The organism is Enterococcus sp. DIV2402 (assembly GCF_017426705.2).
In the GTDB taxonomy this organism is placed as follows: domain Bacteria; phylum Bacillota; class Bacilli; order Lactobacillales; family Enterococcaceae; genus Enterococcus_F; species Enterococcus_F lowellii.
Genome location: NZ_CP147251.1, coordinates 2,570,058 through 2,589,605, shown reverse-complemented (window position 1 = coordinate 2,589,605; position 19,548 = coordinate 2,570,058). Strand labels below are relative to the sequence as shown.

At 34.5% G+C, this 19,548-nt stretch carries 19 protein-coding genes and 1 pseudogene; 13 read left to right on the top strand and 7 right to left on the bottom strand.

What is annotated here, in order from left to right; all coding sequences use genetic code 11:
* Positions 1–32 precede the first annotated feature (32 nt).
* Both DOK78_RS12580 and DOK78_RS12575 read right to left on the bottom strand, forming a co-directional pair.
* A complete protein-coding gene (locus DOK78_RS12580; RefSeq protein ID WP_207872008.1) occupies positions 33–722 on the bottom strand; it encodes a response regulator transcription factor in 690 nt (229 codons plus the stop codon).
* Positions 715–2,190, bottom strand: a complete 1,476-nt coding sequence (locus DOK78_RS12575) for a sensor histidine kinase (RefSeq protein ID WP_207872010.1) — start codon at positions 2,188–2,190, stop codon at positions 715–717. The genes DOK78_RS12580 and DOK78_RS12575 overlap by 8 nt, the downstream gene beginning before the upstream one ends.
* A gap of 173 nt (positions 2,191–2,363) precedes the next feature.
* On the opposite strand from DOK78_RS12575, the gene DOK78_RS12570 reads away from it, so the two are divergent.
* Both DOK78_RS12570 and DOK78_RS12565 read left to right on the top strand, forming a co-directional pair.
* Positions 2,364–3,305 (top strand): DUF4822 domain-containing protein, encoded by a 942-nt coding sequence (locus DOK78_RS12570; protein ID WP_207872013.1) that lies wholly within the window; start codon positions 2,364–2,366, stop codon positions 3,303–3,305.
* A gap of 17 nt (positions 3,306–3,322) precedes the next feature.
* On the top strand, positions 3,323–4,093 hold the full coding sequence (locus tag DOK78_RS12565) for an ankyrin repeat domain-containing protein (RefSeq protein WP_207872016.1): 771 nt from the start codon (positions 3,323–3,325) through the stop codon (positions 4,091–4,093).
* A gap of 104 nt (positions 4,094–4,197) precedes the next feature.
* Here DOK78_RS12565 and DOK78_RS12560 read toward each other — a convergent pair whose 3' ends face one another.
* On the bottom strand, positions 4,198–5,031 hold the full coding sequence (locus DOK78_RS12560) for an HAD family hydrolase (protein WP_207872019.1): 834 nt from the start codon (positions 5,029–5,031) through the stop codon (positions 4,198–4,200).
* 13 nt (positions 5,032–5,044) lie between these two features.
* A complete protein-coding gene (locus DOK78_RS12555; protein WP_207872022.1) occupies positions 5,045–5,791 on the bottom strand; it encodes a DeoR/GlpR family DNA-binding transcription regulator in 747 nt (248 codons plus the stop codon).
* Positions 5,792–5,924: 133 nt separating this feature from the next.
* Between DOK78_RS12555 and DOK78_RS12550 the strand changes: the two genes are divergently transcribed.
* The gene (locus DOK78_RS12550; protein WP_207872025.1) at positions 5,925–6,539 is read left to right on the top strand and encodes a uridine kinase family protein; all 615 of its coding nucleotides are present in this window, start codon (positions 5,925–5,927) and stop codon (positions 6,537–6,539) included.
* 74 nt (positions 6,540–6,613) lie between these two features.
* Here the strand turns inward: DOK78_RS12550 and dapD are convergent, their stop codons facing one another.
* Positions 6,614–7,315: a 2,3,4,5-tetrahydropyridine-2,6-dicarboxylate N-acetyltransferase gene (gene dapD, locus DOK78_RS12545; protein ID WP_207872027.1), complete on the bottom strand. Its 702-nt coding sequence runs from the start codon at positions 7,313–7,315 to the stop codon at positions 6,614–6,616.
* Positions 7,316–7,553: 238 nt separating this feature from the next.
* Between dapD and DOK78_RS12540 the strand changes: the two genes are divergently transcribed.
* The 10 genes from DOK78_RS12540 (at position 7,554) to DOK78_RS12495 (ending at position 18,448) form a co-directional block, all read left to right on the top strand.
* Positions 7,554–8,708: a M20 metallopeptidase family protein gene (locus DOK78_RS12540; protein ID WP_207872029.1), complete on the top strand. Its 1,155-nt coding sequence runs from the start codon at positions 7,554–7,556 to the stop codon at positions 8,706–8,708.
* 17 nt (positions 8,709–8,725) lie between these two features.
* A complete protein-coding gene (gene dapF / locus DOK78_RS12535; protein ID WP_207872032.1) occupies positions 8,726–9,550 on the top strand; it encodes a diaminopimelate epimerase in 825 nt (274 codons plus the stop codon).
* A 128-nt stretch (positions 9,551–9,678) separates the two neighbouring features.
* Entirely contained in the window at positions 9,679–11,703 is a 2,025-nt protein-coding gene (locus DOK78_RS12530; RefSeq protein WP_207872035.1) for a putative bifunctional diguanylate cyclase/phosphodiesterase, read from the top strand.
* 404 nt (positions 11,704–12,107) lie between these two features.
* Complete coding sequence (locus DOK78_RS12525; RefSeq protein WP_207872039.1) at positions 12,108–12,752, top strand: C39 family peptidase; 645 nt, start codon at positions 12,108–12,110, stop codon at positions 12,750–12,752.
* Between the two features lie 74 nt (positions 12,753–12,826).
* Positions 12,827–13,525, top strand: a complete 699-nt coding sequence (gene vanR / locus DOK78_RS12520; protein ID WP_207872043.1) for a VanR-ABDEGLN family response regulator transcription factor — start codon at positions 12,827–12,829, stop codon at positions 13,523–13,525.
* Complete coding sequence (gene vanS, locus DOK78_RS12515; protein ID WP_207872046.1) at positions 13,509–14,591, top strand: vancomycin resistance histidine kinase VanS; 1,083 nt, start codon at positions 13,509–13,511, stop codon at positions 14,589–14,591. Before vanR ends, vanS begins: the two co-directional genes overlap by 17 nt.
* A gap of 226 nt (positions 14,592–14,817) precedes the next feature.
* On the top strand, positions 14,818–15,672 hold the full coding sequence (locus DOK78_RS12510; RefSeq protein ID WP_207872049.1) for a helix-turn-helix domain-containing protein: 855 nt from the start codon (positions 14,818–14,820) through the stop codon (positions 15,670–15,672).
* Between the two features lie 18 nt (positions 15,673–15,690).
* The gene (locus tag DOK78_RS12505) at positions 15,691–16,614 is read left to right on the top strand and encodes an FAD:protein FMN transferase (protein WP_207872052.1); all 924 of its coding nucleotides are present in this window, start codon (positions 15,691–15,693) and stop codon (positions 16,612–16,614) included.
* 20 nt (positions 16,615–16,634) lie between these two features.
* On the top strand, positions 16,635–17,243 hold the full coding sequence (locus DOK78_RS12500) for an NADPH-dependent FMN reductase (protein WP_207872055.1): 609 nt from the start codon (positions 16,635–16,637) through the stop codon (positions 17,241–17,243).
* A gap of 14 nt (positions 17,244–17,257) precedes the next feature.
* Positions 17,258–18,448: an NAD(P)H-dependent oxidoreductase gene (locus tag DOK78_RS12495; protein ID WP_207872058.1), complete on the top strand. Its 1,191-nt coding sequence runs from the start codon at positions 17,258–17,260 to the stop codon at positions 18,446–18,448.
* Between the two features lie 29 nt (positions 18,449–18,477).
* On the opposite strand, the gene tatC is transcribed toward DOK78_RS12495, so the two are convergent.
* Together tatC and DOK78_RS12485 are read right to left on the bottom strand one after the other, a co-directional pair.
* The gene (tatC, locus tag DOK78_RS12490; RefSeq protein WP_207872061.1) at positions 18,478–19,176 is read right to left on the bottom strand and encodes a twin-arginine translocase subunit TatC; all 699 of its coding nucleotides are present in this window, start codon (positions 19,174–19,176) and stop codon (positions 18,478–18,480) included.
* A gap of 104 nt (positions 19,177–19,280) precedes the next feature.
* Positions 19,281–19,424, bottom strand: a pseudogene (locus DOK78_RS12485) (twin-arginine translocase TatA/TatE family subunit); the annotation flags it as partial.
* Positions 19,425–19,548 lie beyond the last annotated feature (124 nt).

Genomic DNA, 19,548 nt, shown 5'->3' with positions numbered 1-19,548 from the left:
CCAAACGATGTCTGTTTAGGTGGTTTATTTTTTTACAAATTAAAGCGATAACCGCTACCCCAAATTGTTTCAATAGGTGAATTTGCGAGATTAGCTTTCTTCAATTTCTCACGAATTCGTTTGATATGTACAACAACTGTTGCCATTTCCGTATCAAGCGAATCAAAGCCCCACAGTGTTTCAAACAATTCTTCTTTTCGCCATACGCGATTGGGATGTTCTGCTAGAAAAACGAGCAAATTAAATTCTTTATGAGTCAAAAAAACTTCCTGTTCAAGCGCCCAGACTTTATGAGCTGCTTTATCAATACGTAAATCTGGTGTTTCAATGATTAAATGATTCGCTGTTTGCGGTTGTAAGGACTGATAGCGACTGATATGGGCTTTGACACGTGCGACTAATTCATTCGGGCTGAATGGTTTAACGAGATAATCATTTGCGCCTAAGCCTAGTCCGCGTACTTTATCAAAGTCTTCTTTTTTTGCAGAAACAATCATGATTGGAATCTGGGTATTCGCCCGAATTTTTTTACAAATTTCGAAGCCATCCAAATTTGGCAACATAACGTCAACGATAATTAAGTCAAAGGAATTGGTTAAGGCAGTTTCTAAGCCAAGCTGCCCATCGTTTTCAATGGTCACGTCCATTTGATTAATTTCTAAATAATCTTTTTGTAGATTGGCAATACTAGCATCGTCTTCAATAATCAAAATTTTATTCATGGTAAAACTCCTTTGCAAACGGTAAATGAATCGTGATAGTGGTTTCTTCGTTTAGTTGACTAGTAATCCCAATGATTCCTTGGTGAGCGTCAATAATTTGTTTCACAATACTTAATCCTAAGCCACTTCCTTTAATAGAAGAACTTCGAGCTTTATCAGAGCGATACGAACGTTCAAACACGTGTGGTAAATCTTCTTGAGTGATCCCTAGACCGTTATCTGTAAAAATCAGTTGAATCCCATTGCTTTGTTGGATACGCATGGTTAGTTGTAATTGTCGTTCAGGGTGTTGAAATTTTAAACTATTTTGAATGAGATTACTAATGACGCGATTAAATTGCGTCCTATCAATCATCGCATACAAAGGATGATTAGGAAAATCCGTTACGACGATGACCTCTTCAAGTTGCCCCTCCTCTAAAAGGTGTGTCATATACGTAATTATATTTACTTTTTCAAAAGAAAATGCCAGGGCTTCCAAGTCTAATTTGGAATATAAAAAGAGTTCATCGATTAAGTCATTCAGCGTTAAGCTTTTTTCATGAATGGTTTGTAGATAATGCGCACGTTTTTCAGGCGTATTTGCCACACCGTCTAATAACCCTTCAACATATCCAATGATGGAAGTCATCGGTGTTTTTAAATCGTGTGAAATATTGGCGATAAGTTCTTTGCGATTTTCTTCAATTTTTTGCTGTTCAGTTTGTGCCGCTTGCAAATCCAGCCACATTGTCTGAAAGCTTTGTTGGAGTTGTTCGACTTCTTTGGACGATTGATGGTTCGTTAATGTATTAAATGGCGAAATTTCTTTGCCTTGTATAAGTTGTCGTGTACTTTTTTCTAATGTCATTAAGGGCTCAATGGTTGTTTTGGATAATTGTTTACTAATAAACCAAAAAGCAAAAATAGCAATGCCGAAAATAATCAAAATAACCCAGATACCCCAACGAATAAAAAATTCAAAGAGGGTACTTTCTCGTTTCAAAATAATAAAGCTGCCTTTGGAACCATCTAAATATTGGAAATCATTTTTGATATAATGGAAGAAACGTCCATTGTTATCAATTGTTCCTGTGGGTTCAAAATTGTTCAATTCAAATGCAGGCGCATGTGCGTGCAATGATTTTTCAACTAGAGGAGAAGAATAATACGTAAATGCTTGATTTTTTCGAATCACAACATTTAATTGTTTTTGTTCAATTTGTTGAATGAGTGTTTGTAACTCATTATTAAAGGGTTCTTCGAGTAATTGTGGTGATTTTTGAAGTAACTGATTCATTTTCATATAACTTTCTTTTTCTTCGGATGTCAGAGGACGTTGTGTCGTTAGAATCCGATAGATTTTTGAAATGGAAGGAACTTCTCCCAAAGTAGTATAAGAAATGAAAGAAAAAATCAGTAGTAAAGAACCTACAGTAATTAAAATTGCGCTTAAATAAGAAAATAAAAAACGTTTTTTGATGGTCATCCGTTCACCTGCTTTTTAATTAAGGTACTGTAACCATACACTGAGTAGGGAATTTAGGGAAGCAAAAGTTATAGTTATTCAGAATAGTTTATTTTTTGTTCATTTTTTGGAAAGTTGCTCGTTATCATTTCTTGTTAGGATAGAGTTACTAAAATAAAAGGAGCGACAAAAAAATGAAAACAAAAATAGTAGCGATGACACTGATTACTTTAGGAACTTTGCTGGTAGGTTGTGCACAAAATGAACAAACAACTACAGAAACAACCAGTATGAGTCAATCGTCAGAAACATTCGAAGAACAATCTTCTAAAGGTGCTAATTTAACAGCCCTTCTTACTGCCACAAATTGGGAAGGAACACGTGTCTATGATAAAGAAGGAACTGATTTAACGCAAGAAAATCAAAACTTTATTGGTTTAGCAAAATACGATGCAGAAACTGGCTTTTATGAATTTTTTACTAAAGAAAAAGAATCACGTGAAGATGAAGGAACATTTTTCATTACGAATGATGGCCAACATCGTATTCTGATTTCTGAAACATTAAATTATCAAGCCGTTGTTGAAATTACAGAGTTAACAGAGGATCTTTTCACATATAAACGCCTTGGGAAAGACAAAGAAGGTAATGATATTGAAGTTTTTGTAGAACATGTACCTGTTGCTGAGGAATTGACATTTACCAATGGACGTAAGTCGTTAACAACTACAACAGGTGAAATCGTTGAAATGCCTGGTAACGAACTGCTTAGTCAAACATTATGGAACGGCACTAAAGTTTTAGACGTGGATGGCAATGATGTGACAAATGAAAACCAAGGATTTATCAGCTTGGCTAAATTTGACGTGACTACGAATCAATATGAATTTTTTGATTTAGAAACAGGAGAAACACGTGGAGATTTTGGTTATTATGATGTATTAGCAGACAATAAGCTACGAGCGCATGTATCTATTGGTGAAAACAACTATGGTGCAGTATTAGAAATTACCGAATTAAATGATAAAAAATTTACGTATAAACGTTTAGGAAAAGATCAGGCTGGAAATGAAATTGAGATTTTTGTTGAGCATGAGCCTTATCAAGGTAACTTCACGCCAGAATTTACGTTTTAAATCAAGGAGGAAGTTTCATGCATTCTATTTATCGAAATTTGCTTTTAACGAGTATACTAGTATTAACCGGTTGCATGAATCAAACGAAACCAATGACTGAAGAAACAGACTCATCAGTTGTTGAAAGTCCAACCGTTCAGTCGACCGAAAGAGTCACAGAATCAACGACAGAAATTGAGAAAAGGAGTGTTGAAATGTATCAAGCAGGAAGTTTACTAACAGCTGTTGAAGCAAATGACAGCGAAAAAGTCAAAACAATTTTAGCAAGTGCGGATTATCCCATCAATGAGCAAAATGATCGAGGTGAAAGCCCGTTGTTGATTGCGACTCACAATAACCAAGTAGAAATTGCCAAAGCATTGATTAAAGCAGGTGCAGATGTCAATCTCCAAGACCATATTCAAGATAGCGCCTATTTATATGCAGGGGCACAAGGAAAAACAGAAATTTTGACATTTATGTTAGAAAATAGTCAGCCAAACCAGCAAATATATAATCGTTTTGGAGGGAATGCCTTAATTCCGGCTGCTGAAAAAGGGCATTTAGATAACGTCAAGCTCTTATTAGAGGATGGGGCGGTAAATATTGATCATCAAAACAATTATGGTTATACAGCATTAATTGAAGCAGTTGCTTTACGTGATGGTTCAAAAATTTATCAAGACATTGTCAAAGAACTTTTAGTTTATGGTGCTGATAAAACGCTTCGTGATAACTATGGAAAAACGGCTGAAGATTATGCCAAGGAATTAGGCTATCAAGCAATGTTAGTTGAATTACAAAAATAAAAAATTCTAATATAAATAGGATACAAAATATCCGAACGATTGAAAAAGTACTTGTTTTCATTCGTTCGGATATATTTATTTTGATTTATGTGTATCTTTGCTGTTCATTTTTTTGCCAACACGTATTTATGAATAGCATACGAAACACCATAATCATTATTACTTAAAGTTTCTATATCAGCACTATTTTTAACTTCTTGTGGTGCATTTTGCATTACTATTCCTAAGCCAGCTAGTTCTAACATTGGAATATCATTGAAATTATCCCCTAATGTCATTGTTTTTGCTAGAGGAATTTGATAATAATTTGCAATGTCAATCAAAGCTTTTTCTTTAGAGACTTCTTTTGAAGTGACTTCCAAGTAGTTGTCTTTTGAGAGATAGAATGAAGTATCATTAAGTGGCAGTTTTTGTAAAAATTTATGCAATTCTTGAATAATTGCAGATTCTTCGATTAGTAAGAGCTTATGAATAGGTTGATTATTTTCTAATAAAAACAATTGTAAATCCTGAACAGTTGGTGAATCTTTGGTGATAGCAGCTTCAATGTCTGTCCACTTATCTGTACGATCAACAAACCATTCTATCCCGGAATATAAACTAATGGAAACTTGAGGGAAATTCCTTTTAATCACATCTAGAATGAGGACGACATCATTTGATTGTAATGCGTGTTCAGTAATTGTTTGATAGTTAGTGGCGTTTCCTTCTAAAATAAGCGCACCATTGTAACAAGCAATAGGGGTATCACCTAATTGCAGTTCTTCTGCCAAGGGAAATATTCCTCGAGGAGAACGAGCGGAGGCTAAAATAAAAGGAATCTCTTGTTTTTTTAACTGTTGGATTGTTTGCGGTAATTTCTGGTCAATGCGATGTTGTTCATCCAATATAGTTCCATCAATATCACTTAAAATTAACTCAATTGTTGGGGAGTTCATGTTCACACGTCCTTTAATAAATTATTGTTATTTCTTTTGAAAATAATTGTTGAAGATGTTTTTGTGGTTTTTCATCAGTAATTAAATAATCGAAATCGTTAACTGTGCCAATTGCATAATTGGACGATTGTTGAAATTTTTTTTGTTCAGCTAATAAAATTTTTGTTTTTGCACGTGTCATTACTAATTGTTTCAAATAAGCATCTTCACTATCTTCAAAACTAACTTCACCATTTTTCAAGCCAGCTGCCCCAAAAAAAGCTACGTCAAAGTTAGTCTTTTGAAGAAGTTCTGATTCATTTAGAGAATAATAAAAACGATTTTTTGGATAAAATTTTCCTCCTAATAGATGAACAGTGTGGTTCTTAGGTTGACTTAATACAATTGCATTGTCTAATGAATGTGTATAAATGGTTATTTGCGAATCAATTAATTGAGCTACATTCAAAATAATTGTAGACACATCAAAGAAATAGATGTTATTTTCTTGGATAAAAGTCGTTGCTTTTTGAGCAATGGCTTTTTTTTCTTGTGTTAGTTCACTGATCCGATCGTTAAAGGAGGGGATTTGATTATCTTTTTCAATAGGAATAATACCTCCATGAGTTCTTCTCACTAAATTTCTTTCGCTTAAAATAGTAAAATCCCTACGAATGGTATCTCTTGAGACGTTAAAATAATGCATCATCTCTTTACTAGAAAGTTCTTTGTGTTCATCTAATAAACTTAATATTTTTGAAAGTCGCTGTTCTTGATACATGTTTTCCCTCCTTTAGTAGTAATGTAACAGGTTATAAAATTATTTACAAGCGTTTATAATTATTTATAAGTTTTTATAAGCGTTTAGTGTTTCTTTAAGAAATATGATAAAGTAAATAAAAGGAGGAATACACTTGAAAAAAAATAATCCTTTAAATTCCTCATTTAGAGCAAGTGATGCCATTGTAGAAGCAATTCGTCAATGTTTGAGCAATCAGAAAATAGTAGTGGTTTCGTTAGATGGAGGAAGCGGTGCAGGTAAAACGACCTTGGCAATAGAAGTTGCTTCTCAAGTGGATGCAACAATTATTCACTGCGATGACTTTTTTGATGCAACAATTTCTAATGCTGAATGGGAAACAGCTTCCTTAGAAAAGAGGTGCTGTCGTTGTATTGATTGGTCGCGTTTACAAAAAGAAGTTTTATATCCACTTATTAATGGAGAAACGGTCTATTATCATCCATTTTCTTTTGAAAATAGGGATGGGTTGTCTTCGGAAATCGTAGAAGTAAATCCTACTCAAGTTATTATACTTGATGGTATTTATAGTTCGCTTTTGAATTTATTTGAAGTGGGACAGTTGAAAATTCTTGTTGATGTGGTACCTGATTTGCGTTATAAGAGACATAATCAACGAGAGGGTACCGATGATTTAGAATGGCACCAACTTTGGGATTCAGTAGAAGAGTATTATTTTACCTTTTTACGTCCACCAGAAACATTTGATTTAATTGTTCAAAATGCTTGATCGAGTCAAAGAGATAAACATAAACTAAAAAAACCATGGAGAATGTTTCTGTTCTCCATGGTTTTTGATGATTGTTAACCGCGCAAATCGTCTAAAAATTCTGTTTTTGCTAAGGTCTTATCATCTTTCATTTTGATGATTTTAGCTGGTGAACCGGCAACTACAGCATTAGCTGGAACATCTTCTGTGACCACTGAACCGGCTGCAACAACCGCACCTTCACCAATTCTAACACCTTCTAAAACAACTGCATTGGCACCAATCAACACATTGTCTTCAACAATGACTGGGCTTGCTGAAGGTGGTTCTAAAACGCCAGCTAAGACAGCACCTGCTCCGATGTGTGCACGTTTTCCAACAGTTGCACGGGCACCTAAAATTGCGCCCATATCAATCATGGTTTCTTCTCCAACAACTGCCCCAATATTGATGACAGCGCCCATCATTACAACCGCATTTTTGTTAATAATCGCTTGATCGCGGATAAATGCACCAGGTTCAATACGTGCATCCACCTTAGTGATATCTAACATTGGTACGGCAGAATTGCGACGATCATTTTCTAAATAATAGTCGTTAATGACAGCTTTATTTTCGTTTAAGAACGTTTCGATGTCTGTCGCATCGCCAATTACAATATTGCCAAAAATTTTGACTGTATCGCTTGAAACATTTGTTAAATCACCATCGATGTAAGCTTTAACTGGCGTTTGTTTTGTCGCATCTTTGATGTATTTTGCTAACTGATAAGGATCTGAAAATTGTAATTCTGACATAAGTTTTTTTGCGCCTCCTTCTTAGTTAATTAGGCATACTTATAAAAAGAATGACGGATTCATTTTATAAATAGGTCTAATTATTGGTCTAGTCATAAACAAAATTTGTAGATTTGGAAATTTATGAGTAGAATATTGGAATTATATACTATATGATAAACACATATCAATTGTTATGATTTTTTTACTGAAAAATAATGAAAAAAACCACTTATTTTAATGAAAGAAGCGATTTTTTATGAAAATAACCAAAGAAATTCAAGATTTATTACCTGATGTTACGAAATTTCGCAGAGAATTGCATCAAATTCCTGAGTTAGGCTTAGAAGAGATTCAAACAGCCCATTACCTACGTGAAAAATTAGCTTCTTTTGGCATTACAGAAGTTTATCCAATGATTCATACAGGAACAGTCGCTGTTTTACGTAGCGATATCCCCGGTAAAACCATTGCTTTTCGAACAGATATCGATGCGTTACCAGTCACAGAAGAAACAGGTGTCGACTTTGTTTCAAAAACGCCTGGGAAAATGCATGCATGTGGTCATGATGGCCATATGGCGACCATGTTAGGCTTTGCGAAATATTTAAGTGAACATCCAGAAAAACGTCGAGGAACGCTTATTTTAATCTTCCAACCAGCAGAAGAGGGTCCAGGAGGCGCTCAGTTGATGATTGACGCAGGTTTAATTGAAACCTATCAGATTGATCAAATTGTAGGATTACACGTCTTTCCTGACTTTTCAGAAGGAGTGATTGCGTGTCGTCCAGGAGCGATGATGGCTCGCAATGGTGAAGTTGCGATTACAATTAAAGGTCGCAGCGCACATGGAGCGCAACCCCAACAAGGCGCAGATGCTATTTTAGCAGCAGCGGCGGTGATACAAGGCTTGCATAGTATTATTTCTCGTAATATTAGTCCGATGGAAAGTGCCGTTTTGACTTTTGGAAAAATTAGCGGCGGCGAAGCAATGAATATTATTGCTGGAAAGGTTCATTTAGAAGGCACGATGCGAGCGTTTGATGATGCAGTTTATCAGCGAATGACAGAACGAATCGAGACGCTGGCTAAAGAAATTGCTCATGGATATGATTGCGAGGCAGAAGTGATGTTTAATCATATGTATCGGGTAGTAGAAAATGACATAGCAATGGTAACTGCACTTGAAACAGTAGCCAAGGATTCGTATCAAGAAACACCTCCATATATGCTGGCAGAAGATTTTTCTATGTACCAACAAGTTGTACCAGGGCTATTTTTCTTTGTAGGAACTAGAAATGAAGAAAAAGGGTATATTCATCCATTACACAGCGGCAAAATGCAGTTTGATGAGAAAAATTTACTCAAGGGGATTGCTTGCTATGTCGATTTGATTCAAGAATTAAATAAGTAAAGAAAAGAGGAACCTTTATGAATATTCCATTTTATAAAATGCAAGGTACCGGAAATGATTTTATTGTCATCAACAACATGGAATTAAATCTTTCTGGCGAACAATTATCAGAGTTAGCTAAAAGAGTCTGTCAACATCGAATTTCTGTAGGTTCTGATGCGGTGATGGCGGTTGATTTTCCTGAAAATAGGGGCGATTTCCGCATGCGTTTTTACAATGCGGATGGCACTGAAGCTGAAATGTGTGGGAATGGCGCACGTTGTATTGCTCGATATGCTTATGAAAAAGGTCTGGCACAAGCAGAGATGACCATTGAAACCATTGCAGGCGATGTCAAAGCTTGGCGTTTGGATGAACGTTTGTATAAAGTTCAATTGAATGAACCGACAACCGTTGAATTTGATTGTGAATTTTCAGAAAATCCAGAATTAGTTATTGATTACATTGAACTTGGAAATCCGGGTATTCCACATTTAGTGGTTCATTATCCAAATTTAGGAACAACTGAATTGGCAGAACTTCGTGAATTAGCCAAAAAATTACGTTTTTGGGAAAAATTACCAAAAGGTGCCAATGTTAATTTTTACGATTTAGATAATCAAGAAGTTATCGTGCGCACATTTGAACGCGGTGTGGAAGACTTCACATTAGCTTGTGGTACTGGTTCAGGTTCCACCGCTTATGCTTTAAGAAAAAGAGAACTGATTCAACAAGATCCTGTTGTTTTACATGTGTTAGGCGGTGTCTTAAAAGTTGAAGTTTCAGATCAAGCATTGAATTTAATTGGCGATACCAACATTGTTATTGAAGGAATCATCCGTGACGAGGATTTTGTATTGTAAAATAATTATTTTTTAGGAAACTACTGGGTGATATGAATTATTTCTCAGTAGTTTTTAATATATTATGATTTATAAATTTTATTTTTGCATGTTATAATAATTAAATTATTAACTTGGAGTGTGCACAGATGAAACAAATTGTCTTTCGAATTCAAAAAGGGAATATTTATTTTTATGATAATCATTTTTTTGAATTAGTTGACGGAAAAGCTGAACAAATTCAAGGAAAAGATTATCGTTCAATTTTATCTCGTTATATTAATAATGAGGTTGCTCATTATTTTTCTAAATTAATGACAAAGAAAAAACGAGCAAGTTATAAACGAGTAGTTATCAATAGATATGATGGTAGGACAATACCTTTAATTATATTTAGTTATGGCATTGATACAAATGAAGGATGGATGATTCTTGGAACAATCATTGAAGCCGATCAATTAGACCAAGAATTATTCCATACGTTGGATGATTTATCCTATCTTCATCAAGCATTGAATAATTCAGTTATTTTAGTTATTACGGACACTGCTGGCAGAATTACTTATGCAAACAGGCATTCTTGTGAAATGTCTGGTTATGAAAAAAATGAATTGATTGGGCATACACATAGAATTCTTAATTCTAAGTATCACCCGAAAGAATTTTTTACAGAGCTGTGGGAGACGATTCTTCAAGGAAAAACTTGGCATGGCGAAATAAAAAACCGAAAAAAAGATGGTTCTTACTATTGGACAGATGCCACGATTGTTCCGATGCTTGATGAACAAGGCGAAATTTTTCAATATATGGCGATTCGCTATGATATAACTAGCCAAAAAAACAATGAGGAAAAAATTCAACAGTTAGCCAATTCGGATTCTTTAACAGGAATCCCTAATCGACGCATGTTTGACCATAAATTAACGACTTGTATTGAAGAAGCTCACAAAAATGGCCAACATTTTGGTATTTTATTTATTGATTTAGATAGTTTTAAATACATCAATGATACGAAAGGACATGCGATTGGTGATCAATTATTAATTAAAGTATCGCAACGTTTAATGGAATTTGTGGGGGATACAGGACTAGTTGCTCGTATCGGTGGCGATGAATTTGGGATGATTGTCTATCAAACAGAAAATATCGCTTCTCTAAAACAAGCGGCAGAAAAACTTCTACAACAATTTAAGGAACCTTTTGTCATTCAAAACTTAACCATTTGGATGACGTGTAGTGTGGGGGTGGCCATTTTTCCAGAGTCAGGCGAAACCAAAGATGATATGATGAAAAACGCGGATGCAGCAATGTATGAAGTGAAAAACACACGAAAAAATGCCTATCTATTTTCAACGCGTTTAATTGACAGTTCCGATCAGCGGTTATTTCAAATTCAAAACGATTTAAGAGAAGCTTCGTATGATGAACAATTTTATATTGTTTATCAACCTAAAGTTTGTCCTAAAAATGATTATGTCACCGGATTAGAAGCATTAATTCGTTGGCAGCATCCTACACTAGGATGTATTTCTCCGGGAGAATTTATTCCACTTGCTGAAGAAATTGGCATGTCTAGTGAATTGAACGAATGGGTCTTACGGCAAGTATGTAAACAAATTAAACTTTGGGTGAACAAAGGCTATACACCAATTCCTGTTTCAGTGAATTTATCGGCTTGTCAATTTGTGCAACCATGTTTTGCAGAAAAATTTTTAGACATTTTAGCTGAATTTAATGTTGAAACAACGTGGATTCAAATTGAAATTACTGAAAGCATTTTGATGACCAATGAATTACAGGTTCAAGTAGCCCTAGATATTTTGAAAAAAAATGGGATTAAAGTTGCGTTGGATGACTTTGGGACGGGCTATTCTTCACTATCGTATCTATTGAAACTAGATTTAGATATTTTGAAAATTGATAAGTCGTTAATTCAAGGGATTTCTCAAAATTTTAAAGAACAAAAGCTAGTTCATACAGTAATTCAGTTAGGAAAAGATTTAGGCTTACACGTAGTTGCAGAAGGCGTAGAAACACAAGAAGAGTTTGACAGTTTAGTTATCAATGATGTCGATGAAATTCAAGGTTTTTATTATAGTCGACCATTAGATTTAGTAGAGACAGAAAAATTATTAATAAAAAGACAGCTACCTAAAAATAACGAAGCACACTAAGCGCAAAACTTAGTGTGCTTCATTATTTTTATCATTTTTAGCAAGTCGGTCATCCAAGTTTTAGATAGTTCCCGTAGACTTCTAAATTTCATAGGCATTTTCATAATGGTTCAACTAATGAATAAAATCAGCCAGCTCATCAAGTAAATTCGCTTGTCCTACTGATTGACATAAAACTATCCTTTCTTAATGGGATTAATACTTTTGTGATTTATAAAACATCATCCGCTTGGGCTTATAAAATACAAAAATTGAGAGATAGGTTAGCTAAAAGGGTTCCATTTAGCGTATTTTTGTCATAAATTTGTAAGAATTTATCATAAAAATCGGAGAAAATCACAGCAAAACAGCAATAACTCTTCTAAAAAACTTTGTTATTCTAAAGAAGTAGAGGAGGAGCACAAATGAAAAAGAAAAAAACGCCAATCATTTGGTTAATTGTTTTAATTATTGGAGGAGCTGGTTATTTTTATTTGAAAAAGCCCACGCAACAAACGTATCAAAAAGAGGAGCTAATTGCTTTCCAAAAACAAGCCAATCAAGAATTAAACGTAAAAATACCGTTACTTTTACAAAGAGACCCACGTTGGGCCGATATTGCGTATGGTTTTGATTCAAAACAAGATGATTTAGCAACAAATGGTTGTGCAATTGTTTCGTTGGCGATGGTATTAGCTTATGTACAAGGAAAAGAGGTTTTACCGACAGATATTTTAGATTGGGCACAAAATAATTATTTCGTTGCTGGACAAGGAACATCATGGCAAATATTTGAAGATTTTAGTAGGCATTATCAAGTAAATTATCAAGCATTAGGTAATGATTTCCAAGCAGCAAAAGAACAAGCGAGTAATCATAAGGCAGTGATCGTTTCTGTTAATCCTGGAACATTTACAACAACGGGTCATATTATGGTACTTATGATGAATAATCAAGGACAAATCATAGTACTTGATCCGAATGATTCACCTGAAAAAAATCATTATCAGCAAGTATTTTCAGACGAAACGTTTCAACAAGAAGGAATTGCTTATTGGGCATTTGGCTAATGAGAAAAATCGGTACTATCAAATGAACGGCCCTCATGTATAATAGACCTAGAGAAGAAACATGAGGTGAAAAAATGACAGATAAAATAGTAGTAGTCGATGACGAGCAAGCAATTGCCAATTTATTAACCACGTTTTTACAAAATGAAGGCTATCAAGTTGTTACTTTTTATAATGGTCTGGATGCACTTGCTTATATAAAAAAATATCCTGTTTCCTTACTAGTATTAGATGTGATGTTACCAGATAAAGATGGTTTTTCGATTTTGCAAGAACTTCGTCAAGAATATTTTTTCCCAGTATTAATGCTGACGGCTAAAGGAGAAGCGATAGATACGATTACCGGCTTGAGTTTAGGGGCAGATGATTATATTACTAAACCGTTCAACCCCTTAGAAGTGGTAGCGCGTATTAAAACACAATTACGTCGTTATCAACGATACAATTCATCAAAGCAAGAATCGATCGATGAATTTGAAAAAGAAGGCTTAATCGTTTCAACAGCAAGTCATCAATGCTGGTTATATGGAGAAGAAATTAAATTAACACCCATCGAGTTTAAAATTTTAGTCTATCTTTTTGAGCAGCAAGGAAAAGTTGTGACTTCAGAAGAATTATTTGAAGTAGTTTGGCAAGAAAAATATTTAGAAAATAACAATACTGTCATGGCACATATCGCCCGACTTCGAGAAAAACTACATGAATTACCACGAAAACCAAAATTTATTAAAACGGTTTGGGGAGTAGGTTATATGATTGAAAATTCAAAGTAAATTAGCTAAAAATTTATTGACTAGGTACTTTTTAAGTTTGATAGTACTGGTCGTTCCAATGATTATCGTTCCTGTGGTTATTAAATACTTCGCTCGTTTTCGTATCTGGTATGATGGAGATCCTATTTACGAACTGTTGAAATTCATTGAAGCCATTTTGTATCCAAGTATCGTGGTGTATGGATTAGGTGCTTGGATTATCCTGACGACTTATTTTATCAAAAAAGCCCTAGGTTATCTGGACGAAACGATTCAAGCCACGAATCAATTAGTGACAGAACCAGAGCGCCCCATTCATTTATCGACGAATTTAGTTGATGTAGAAAATGAAATGAATGAAATTCGTGAACGCAATTTATTGGACCAGCGAGCAGCGAAAGAAGCTGAACAACGAAAAAATGATTTGATTGTTTATTTAGCACATGACTTACGTACACCGTTGACTAGCGTTATCGGGTATTTAACGTTATTACGTGAAGAGCCACAATTATCGACGGACTTGCGTGCCCGTTATACTAATATTGCTTTAGAAAAAGCCGAGCGCTTAGAACAATTGATTGGTGAATTTTTTGAAATTACTCGATTCAATTTAACCTCAATGACTTTGGAAAAAGAAGAAGTCGATTTGAGTGTGATGTTAGAACAATTAAGTTATGAATTTTTACCTGTGATGCAAGAAAAACAATTAACCTGGGAATTATCATTGCAAAAAGAGGTGCATTGTTTAATTGATTTAGAAAAAATGGAACGTGCATTTGATAATTTAATTCGTAATGCGATTAATTATAGTTATGAAAATACAAGATTGCACTTATCTTTAAATATTGTTGATGAGAAAATCAGTATTCAATTAACGAATCGTGGGAAAACTATCCCTAAAGAAAAGCTGACACGTATTTTTGAACCTTTTTATCGCATTGATACTGCAAGACAAACAACAACTGGGGGAACAGGACTAGGTTTACCAATTACGAAAGAAATGGTTGAACTACATGGAGGAACCATTCATGTAGAAAGTGAAGAAAATGAAATTATTTTCACAATTTATTTGGATACCATCGATTAAACGAGTAATGAGAATAAAATCATTATTCGTTTTTTATATAATAAATTATATTAAATAATAGATTTTTGTTGATACATAATGTTTTTTTACACTTTTTACTTTATAGTAATTGTTTTTTATATAAAAAATTATATGAGAACGTTGACAAATAAGTTTGTGAATAGTAGAATTTGTGATGTAATGTGAAAATATTATCAATCTTATGTTTTCTTAAAGAGGTGAGGCAATGAATATTGAACGTTTTGTTGAAGCTAGAAAAGCATTAGGGATTTCTCAAAGTGAATTAGCAGATGGTATTTGTACCCAAGCAACTTTAAGTCGTTTTGAGAATAATGGACAAATACCGACATTGAAAATTTTATTAAAATTATGCAAGCGATTGAACCTATCCTTAGGTGAGTTATTTCCGAAAGTTGAAATTCCTAATTCAGAAATTACAGAAAAAATGAATCAAGCAGAATTTTTCTTAATTACGAGTGAATATCAGCAAGCTGCTGATTTGTTAGCAAGTATTACATTGATTGAAGCCGAAGAAGCCAATGCCGTTTTACGCTATTATTATTTAAAAGGTTTTATCATGTTTTTTCAAAATGAACCAGTCATGGATATTATGTTTGTCTTTGACCAAATTTTATTAACAGAAAGCCAACCTATTTTTCGTTTATTAGCTTATACCGGAATTGGGATGATTTATTTGAGAGAAGAGCAAGAGGAAAAAGCTGAATTTTATTTCAACAAGGTTTTAGAACAAATTTATCAATACCCAATTAAAGATATGGAAGATACTTGGCGTGTTTTACACATTGTTTTTCAAAGTGGGGTATTTTATGCACACATTCAAGAGTTAGAGTTAAGTAATGCGTTATTACACTATGCTGTAACTATTTGTTCAGATAATCACGTAACTTATTATTTAGCCAGAGCTGCTGTTCAATTAGCTAAAAATGCTATTGTGACAAGTGAAGAGCAAGCCATCATTCTTGAATTAATTTACGATGCACGCGCCTATTCCAAAATCAATCGGAATCAAATTGCTTTAAATGAACTTGCACTCCTTGAAGAACAAGTGAAACAAGGCTAGATTGAAGGAGGCGAAAACATGCAGAAAACGAAAATCATTCGGCGCATGGGAACGATTATTCAATTAACAATCAATCACGCAAACCCAGAACCACTTTTAGAAGAGGCTGATCAACGACTAAAAATTTATGAAGAACGCTTTAGTGCGAATTCCATGGCTTCTGAACTAACATTTGTGAATCAATGTGCAGGTATTGAACCTGTAAAAGTTCATCCACAATTATATGAATTAATCAAAGTTGGTACGCATCATAGCTGTGCCTCCAGTAGCCGCTTAAATATTGCGATTGGTCCTTTAGTGCAAAGCTGGCGCATCGGTTTTGATGATGCACATATCCCAACAACTAATGATATTCAAGCTTTGTTACGAAAAACCAATCCGCATCATATTCAGCTTGATGAAGAACATCAAACAGTTTATTTAACAGAAAAAGGGATGGCGATTGACTTAGGGGCTTTAGCAAAAGGTTATTTTGCTGATTTATTGGTTCAATATTTTAAAGAACAAGGTGCACAATCAGGAATTATCAATCTTGGGGGAAATTTAGTCGTTTTTGGTACTTGTCCAACGAGAAGAGCAGGCTATTTTAAAATTGGCGTACAAAACCCTTTTGCAGCACGAAATCAATATGCACTGACTTTAAAAGTGAAAGATTGTTCGATTGTGACTTCAGGAATCTATGAACGGCAATTAGAGCAAGATGGCAAAACATATCATCATATTTTAGATCCCAAAACAGGTTATCCTGCTGAAACGGATGTGGTGAGTTTGACAATTGTCTCTAAGATTTCCTTGGATGGTGAAATTTGGACAACACGTTTATTCGGAAAAACAGCAGCAGACATTTTGAGTGAACTAAATCAATTACCCACTATAGATGGCATCATTATTACTAAAAATCAACACATCCTGTATTCAAACGGGATTGAAAAATATTTATAAAAAAGGAAGGAAGTTATTACATGGTTAAACTTATTGGCCTCGTTGGCACAAACTCAGAACATTCAACAAATCGTCAGTTATTACATTTTATGCAGAAACATTTTGCTGATAAAGCAGAAATTGAAATTGTCGAGATTAAAGACATTCCAATTTTTAATAAACCAGCAGAAATTCAGGTTCCTGAAACCGTGCAACAATTAGCAGATAAAATTGAAGCGGCGGATGGCGTAATTATCAGTACACCTGAATACGATCATGCAGTACCTGCATCTTTGATGAATGCATTAAGTTGGCTGTCGTATGGAATTTATCCGTTTGTCGATAAACCTGTCATGATCACAGGTGCTTCATATGGTACATTAGGTTCTTCACGCGCTCAAATGCACTTACGTCAAATTTTAGATGCTCCAGAATTAAAGGCACGTATCATGCCAAGTTCAGAATTTTTGTTAAGCCATTCTTTGCAAGCATTTGACGATGAAAACAAATTGAAAAATCCTGAACAAATTGAGCAATTAGAAGGATTATTTACTGATTTCTTAGTTTTTGTCGAAATTATGAAGCAATTAACCCATGCACATGAGATGAACAAAAAAGCAGCAGAAAACTTTTCTTGGGAAGAAGTATAAAGGAGTGAATCAATATGAAATTAGTAGGTATTGTCGGATCAAATGCGGAATTATCGTATAATCGAAAGTTATTAACGTATATCAAAAAACATTTTGGGAATCTATTTGAATTAGAAGTATTAGAAATTAAAGATATCCCATTATTTAACCAAAGTGACGATCAAACCAATAGTGCCCCAATTCAAAAACTAAGTAATAAAATTTTGCAAGCAGATGGCGTTATTATCGCGACACCAGAACATAATCATACTATTCCAGCAGCGTTGAAGAGTGTTTTAGAGTGGTTATCATTCAAAATTCATCCACTAGAAAATAAACCTGTGATGATTGTAGGAGCTTCCTATTACGATCAAGGCTCCTCTCGTGCGCAGCTTCATTTACGCCAAATTTTGGATGCACCGGGTGTGAATGCAATGGTGATGCCAGGAAATGAATTTTTATTAGGCAAAGTTAAAGAAGCTTTTGATGAAAAAGGTGAGTTAAAAGAAAAACGTACCGTTGATTTTTTACAAACAACGTTAGAAAAATTCATTCAATTTATTAATGTTGTAACAGTAGTACAAGGAGCACCAGTGGCAGAACCAGAAGATTTATTCGCTACAGGCACCGTTGATACGACGGTTGAAGGTGTCGATATGTATGCTGATGATTGGCTAGAACAAGCATCAGAAATTGTTCAACCCGCAGAAGGTAGCGAGTATGTGAAATTGAATCGTGGCTTATTAACTGTAGATCAATTAAATTATTTCCTTTCCTCTATGCCGATGGAATTGACTTATGCCGACAATAATAATCAATTCTTATATTACAATTATACAAAAGAAGCAGAAGATATGCTGGCGTCTCGTACGCCAGGCCAAGTTGGTAACCCGTTAGCTAAGTGCCATCCAGAACGTGTTTATAAAGGTGTGGAATGGGTCATCCAACAACTACGTTCAGGCGCACAAGATTGCGTAAAAGTTCATGTACCAACACATGGTCCAGATAAATATGTGGTCCACAATTACCAAGCAATTCATGATGACGAAGGGAATTATGTTGGTATCAATGAATATATTTGGGATTTAAAACCAACGATTGATTGGTATTTACAACAAACGGGTCAAAAATTAGTTGGTGATGTAGATGCTGCAACAAGCGCTACGGTTAATGATCATCAAGATGGTGACGTTGACGCAGTATCAGGAGCATCGGAAAATGCATAAATAAAAGACTCGTAGTTTCATTCACGAAACTACGAGTCTTTTTCCATTTTTTGTACAAGAATGCCACTCAATTCATATAGGCCAATGAGTGGTAAGGTCATTGCGAGGTGAGAAGTCAATTCTGGTGGTGCTAAAATACCTGCGATGACTAAAATAATAAAATAGGCATATTTTCGCTTTTTCTTCATAAATAGGGAGGTGATTAGTCCCGTTTTTGCTAGCAATACTAATAAAACTGGTAACTGAAACAAGACACCAAATGAAAATACTAGTTTCACTAGTAGTAAGACATAATCTTTTAAGGTAATCAGTGGTGTAAGTCCTAGATTAATTGAAAAATGTAACATTGCTTCAACTGTAACAGGAAAAACTACGAAATATCCAAATACAATTCCGATGATGAATAGAAACAAAATATAGGGAAAATATTTTTTGCCAAGCTGTTGTTCCTCAGGATATAAGCCAGGTTTTATATAGGCCCAAATATTCCATAAAATAATGGGAAAAATGAACATCGTGCTTAAAAGAGCCGCCAATTCAAAAGATAATTCTAACCCTTCTGTAATTCGTAGCGTATATAACGTTAAAGAAAAGGGAATTTGTGCTTTTAAATAATGAACGAGAGTTGGATTGATAAAGAAAAAAGCTCCAAAAAATCCGATAAAAAAGAAACAAGCAACTTGAATCAATCGTCCCCGTAATTCTGCGAGATGTTCAAGAATGGTCATTGTTTTAAATCATGATTCTCTGATTTTTTTACAACATAGTGGGCTGTTTTTTTCGTAGAATTTCGCTTCAATTGATATGTTTGTTTGGACGCTATTTTTTCCTCGTCACTCAACATGCCAGAAGTTGCCTTTTTAAATTCACGTAATGTTTCACCAACTGAACGACCTAAGTCAGGTAGTTTTTTTGGCCCAAAAACAATTAAACCTGCAGTGACAATCAATGCAATACTTCCTGGTCCTAATGCCATGATAATTTCCTTCTTTCTAAATGAGTATCATTCTCAACTAATGAAATTTTAATCCTAAAATACTTTGATGTCAACGATTAAAAAGTGTTGACAAATAAAATGTTAAAGGATTATCATGAGAATG

What these genes read in the sequence shown, in the direction of transcription:
- DOK78_RS12580 (WP_207872008.1), bottom strand. Translation starts at nt 722, where the DNA reads ATGAATAAAATTTTGATTATTGAAGACGATGCTAGTATTGCCAATCTA.
- DOK78_RS12575 (WP_207872010.1), bottom strand. Translation starts at nt 2,190, where the DNA reads ATGACCATCAAAAAACGTTTTTTATTTTCTTATTTAAGCGCAATTTTA.
- DOK78_RS12570 (WP_207872013.1), top strand. Translation starts at nt 2,364, where the DNA reads ATGAAAACAAAAATAGTAGCGATGACACTGATTACTTTAGGAACTTTG.
- DOK78_RS12565 (WP_207872016.1), top strand. Translation starts at nt 3,323, where the DNA reads ATGCATTCTATTTATCGAAATTTGCTTTTAACGAGTATACTAGTATTA.
- DOK78_RS12560 (WP_207872019.1), bottom strand. Translation starts at nt 5,031, where the DNA reads ATGAACTCCCCAACAATTGAGTTAATTTTAAGTGATATTGATGGAACT.
- DOK78_RS12555 (WP_207872022.1), bottom strand. Translation starts at nt 5,791, where the DNA reads ATGTATCAAGAACAGCGACTTTCAAAAATATTAAGTTTATTAGATGAA.
- dapD (WP_207872027.1), bottom strand. Translation starts at nt 7,315, where the DNA reads ATGTCAGAATTACAATTTTCAGATCCTTATCAGTTAGCAAAATACATC.
- DOK78_RS12540 (WP_207872029.1), top strand. Translation starts at nt 7,554, where the DNA reads ATGAAAATAACCAAAGAAATTCAAGATTTATTACCTGATGTTACGAAA.
- dapF (WP_207872032.1), top strand. Translation starts at nt 8,726, where the DNA reads ATGAATATTCCATTTTATAAAATGCAAGGTACCGGAAATGATTTTATT.
- DOK78_RS12530 (WP_207872035.1), top strand. Translation starts at nt 9,679, where the DNA reads ATGAAACAAATTGTCTTTCGAATTCAAAAAGGGAATATTTATTTTTAT.
- DOK78_RS12525 (WP_207872039.1), top strand. Translation starts at nt 12,108, where the DNA reads ATGAAAAAGAAAAAAACGCCAATCATTTGGTTAATTGTTTTAATTATT.
- vanR (WP_207872043.1), top strand. Translation starts at nt 12,827, where the DNA reads ATGACAGATAAAATAGTAGTAGTCGATGACGAGCAAGCAATTGCCAAT.
- DOK78_RS12510 (WP_207872049.1), top strand. Translation starts at nt 14,818, where the DNA reads ATGAATATTGAACGTTTTGTTGAAGCTAGAAAAGCATTAGGGATTTCT.
- DOK78_RS12505 (WP_207872052.1), top strand. Translation starts at nt 15,691, where the DNA reads ATGCAGAAAACGAAAATCATTCGGCGCATGGGAACGATTATTCAATTA.
- DOK78_RS12500 (WP_207872055.1), top strand. Translation starts at nt 16,635, where the DNA reads ATGGTTAAACTTATTGGCCTCGTTGGCACAAACTCAGAACATTCAACA.
- DOK78_RS12495 (WP_207872058.1), top strand. Translation starts at nt 17,258, where the DNA reads ATGAAATTAGTAGGTATTGTCGGATCAAATGCGGAATTATCGTATAAT.
- tatC (WP_207872061.1), bottom strand. Translation starts at nt 19,176, where the DNA reads ATGACCATTCTTGAACATCTCGCAGAATTACGGGGACGATTGATTCAA.